Genomic DNA, 3,635 nt, shown 5'->3' with positions numbered 1-3,635 from the left:
GTAGTTGCTCGACTGCTTTTAATTCTACGATAACTTTTTCTTCAACTAAAAGATCTATCCGGTATCCACAATCTAATTTAAATCCTTTTTTCTCTGTTCCTCTGCGTCTCTGCGGTGAATAGTTACCCAAAATCTATCGTGCCCCTTGTTTTCTTAAAATAACTAATAAAGTTCTTAGCATAATTTTAAAGTCCAAAAATAAGGTGTAATTATTGATATAAAGGATATCATAAAGGGCTTTAATTTGTGCCGGGATATCATAAGGGGCATTTATCTGAGATAATCCTGTAATTCCCGGTCTAACCTTGAATCTCAGTTGATAGCCAGGAATAGTCTTTTTAAATATCTCCACAAATTCCGGTCGTTCTGGCCTTGGACCAACTAAACTCATCTGTCCCAGCAGGACATTAAAAAGATTAGGTAATTCATCAAATCTGAAGAACCGAAGTGTTCTACCAAATTTAGTTATTCTCTCATCATTTATGGTTGCCAGAATTGGTCCTGTTTTGTCTTCCGCTCCAACATACATAGTCCGAAATTTCCATATCTTATATCTTTCTTCGCCTTTACCTACCCTTTCCTGTCGATAAAAAATAGGTCCTTTTGAATCTAATTTAAGCAAAATGATAATGATTGGCAAGAACGGTAAAAATAGAATTAAAGCAATAACTGAAATGAAAATGTCCATTAATCGTTTTATGGTTCTATTCCAGCCAGAGATAGGTTCTAAACTTAATTCAACTAAAGGCACTGCCTCTAACTGGATACTACCTATTTTACTAATAACCGCTTCATATACATCGGGAATAGTTTTAAATCTGATTTTATTTTCATGATTTAAGATTGTATCCCACAATTTTGGATTTGAGGTATGTTCTACCGTAACTATAACTTCATCAACATCTTTTTCATAAACAGTTTTTATCAGGTCATCATAATCTCCTAAGACATTAGCACTTTTATTTACCTCCTTTTCCCCGATAAATCCGATTAATTCATAACCTGAGTGTGGATGTCTATTTATTTCTGAGGCAACTGCAGTTGCTTTATCATTTGTTCCAACGATTAAAACTCTTTTAATCGGCCGATGTATCTCTTTCGCTATAACTCGCCAGCCAGTCAATGATAAGGTATTTATTATCCAGGAAATAGCAAATACAGATGTAGGAAATGCAATCGCTATATTTTTACTGGCAAAAGATATAGCCATAATTATCAATGTGCCAAATGATACTGCTTTAAAGGTATTATTTTGAATATCATCTATCTTACGCCAATTGGGTAAGCCAAAGGCATAGATGGATAAAAGCATAGCCAGGGTAAAGGGGATACACATAGATTGATATGCCTCAAAATTAGATTGAGGGAGTCTTCCTCCGAATTTAATTAAGAAGGCAAGAATTATCCCGATGTTAATTAAGATAGCATCAAATATTAATGAAAATATCTGTGTTATTCCTCTCATTTCTTTTCATTTTATATAATACATTAAAATCTTCAAGATGTCAAGATTTTTTTCGTAAAGAACCTGTGTACTTACGGTATCCGTCTAAACCGTGTATTTGCCAGAATTATCTCGGCTAATAAAAGTAATATCGCCGGGAGAAGAAAATATCCAAATATCTCTTTATATTTCATATACTCCTTAACCTTTATTTTTGTCTTTTCCATTTTACCAATATCTTCGTATATTTGACTTAATTTATGTTCATTAGTTGCGCGGAAAAATTTGCCATCAGTAATATTTGCGATGGTTTTAAGTGTATCTTCATCAACTTTGGTCAGTAACAGGCTACCATCAGGATTACGGGCGTATATTTTACCAAATATGGGGTGGTTAACAGGTATTGGTGCACCACCTTTCTTGCCGACACCAATGGTATAAATCCTTACATTCATTGCCTGGGCGATACGGGCTGAGGTTATTGGGTCAATTTTACCACAATTATTTACTCCATCAGTAAGAAGGATTACGATTTTACTTTTCGCCTGTGAATCTTTTAATCTATTGACACAATTAACTAACGCCATTCCAATGGCTGTGCCATCTTCAATCATTCCAATATTGACCTGATTTAATAGGCTCAATAATGTTCCATAATCCAGGGTTAATGGACATTGAGTAAAACTTTGCGAGGCAAAAACTACCAGTCCTAATCTATCGTTTTTTCTCCCTTTAACAAATTCACGGATGACTTGCTTGGCTGACTTGATTCTATTTTGAGGTTTAAAATCTTCTGCTTGCATACTCCCGGAGATATCCAGGGCTAAAATAATATCCACCCCTTCAGTTAAAATCTCTCCTTCAGTTCTACATAGTTGTGGTCTGGCAACAGAGATAATGATTAAAATAAGATACAATAATCGGAGAATGAACGCACAATGTTTATATTTCAAAGATTTAGATGTGGGAATCTCTTTTAAAACTTGCAGGTCAGAAAACTTTATGTTTGCTCCTTTTCTTCTCTTGATATAATTCAAAATCAGTAATGGGATGATAAAAAGTAAGTAGAAAAACTCAGGATTAGCAAATTTCATTATAGTTTAGCCTTTCGTAACTGTTCCTTCCTTTTGTATCTTATTTTTATCTAAATAATACTACTTTTTAGACCAAATGTCAACTTTTTATTTTTGAAATAAACACTTGACATAAATCAAAATCTTTGTTATATTAAAATATAGCAGTTATTAGTCAAAATTTTACTCAGGGTGGATAAGGGAAAAATCCCAAATCCCAAGCACCAAATCTCAAATAAGCACCAAATTCCACATACCAAAAAGCGAATTAGAGATTAGTGAATTAGAGATTAGATTTTACTAATTCGCTAATTCGCTTAATTCACTAATTCACTAAATGGAATTTGGAATTTGTGATTTGGAATTTCATAGCTATATCTGGGTCAAATTTCGATTAATAAGTGCTATAGCGGGCGCCTGTAGCTCAACTGGACAGAGTCGCGGACTACGAATCCGAAGGTTGGAGGTTCGAATCCTCTCAGGCGCGCCAGAAGACAAAGGACAGATGACAAAGGACAAAAGGCAGATAGATGATATTTACTTTATGCGGCAGGCTTTAGTCGAGGCAGAAAAGGCTTATAAACTCGGAGAGATACCAGTCGGAACTGTAATTGTTTTAGATGAAAAGATTATTGCTCGCGGTCATAATCAAATAGTCAAACTTAAAGACCCAACCGCTCATGCAGAAATATTAGCAATTAAAAAAGCCGCTGTCTATTTAAAAAATGAACGATTAATTAATACGAGTATGTATGTTACTATTGAACCCTGTGCTATGTGTGCTGGGGCATTAATTCTATCCAGGGTTAAAAATTTAGTCTATGGTGCCGATGACCTGAAAACAGGTGCCTGTGGCTCAATAATAAATATTGCCCAACATTCATCTCTGAATCATCAACTAAATGTCAAAAAAGGTATTTTAGAACAAGAATGTCGTGAACTAATCCAGAGGTTTTTTAAAGAAAAAAGGTAATTATTCAGCCACTGATTAGGTGGTGTCTTAATCTAGCATAAAGGTTAAAATAGTGTATAGGGTTCTGCAAAATAGGATTTGAGGGAGACAACAAATAAATATCAAATATTAAATATTAAATATCAAATATAAATATCAAAATGCA

At 34.2% G+C, this 3,635-nt stretch carries 4 protein-coding genes and 1 tRNA gene; 2 read left to right on the top strand and 3 right to left on the bottom strand.

All coding sequences use genetic code 11. The features are described from left to right. The 3 genes from AB1422_17905 to AB1422_17895 all read right to left on the bottom strand — a co-directional run. Positions 1–130: GxxExxY protein (locus tag AB1422_17905; GenBank protein ID MEW6621177.1), on the bottom strand; the 130-nt coding region annotated here is incomplete at its 3' end. Positions 131–133: 3 nt separating this feature from the next. Continuing rightward, the gene (locus tag AB1422_17900) at positions 134–1,465 is read right to left on the bottom strand and encodes a sugar transferase (GenBank protein MEW6621176.1); all 1,332 of its coding nucleotides are present in this window, start codon (positions 1,463–1,465) and stop codon (positions 134–136) included. A 71-nt stretch (positions 1,466–1,536) separates the two neighbouring features. Further along, on the bottom strand, positions 1,537–2,538 hold the full coding sequence (locus AB1422_17895) for a VWA domain-containing protein (protein MEW6621175.1): 1,002 nt from the start codon (positions 2,536–2,538) through the stop codon (positions 1,537–1,539). Positions 2,539–2,930: 392 nt separating this feature from the next. On the opposite strand from AB1422_17895, the gene AB1422_17890 reads away from it, so the two are divergent. After that, positions 2,931–3,007: transfer RNA gene (locus AB1422_17890), tRNA-Arg, on the top strand. A gap of 15 nt (positions 3,008–3,022) precedes the next feature. Continuing rightward, positions 3,023–3,490 carry a tRNA adenosine(34) deaminase TadA gene (gene tadA, locus AB1422_17885; GenBank protein MEW6621174.1) on the top strand — a complete coding sequence of 156 codons (468 nt, stop codon included), beginning with the start codon at positions 3,023–3,025 and terminating at the stop codon, positions 3,488–3,490. Positions 3,491–3,635 lie beyond the last annotated feature (145 nt).

The organism is bacterium (genome assembly GCA_040757115.1).
Lineage (GTDB): Bacteria > UBA9089 > CG2-30-40-21 > CG2-30-40-21 > SBAY01 > JBFLXS01.
The sequence above is the reverse complement of the archived record's forward strand: the minus strand, read 5'-3'. Positions and strand labels throughout refer to the sequence as shown.

Bases quoted from the DNA above. Each gene is read 5' to 3' on its own strand.
- tadA (MEW6621174.1), top strand. From the start codon at position 3,023: ATGACAAAGGACAAAAGGCAGATAGATGATATTTACTTTATGCGGCAG.
- AB1422_17900 (MEW6621176.1), bottom strand. From the start codon at position 1,465: ATGAGAGGAATAACACAGATATTTTCATTAATATTTGATGCTATCTTA.
- AB1422_17895 (MEW6621175.1), bottom strand. From the start codon at position 2,538: ATGAAATTTGCTAATCCTGAGTTTTTCTACTTACTTTTTATCATCCCA.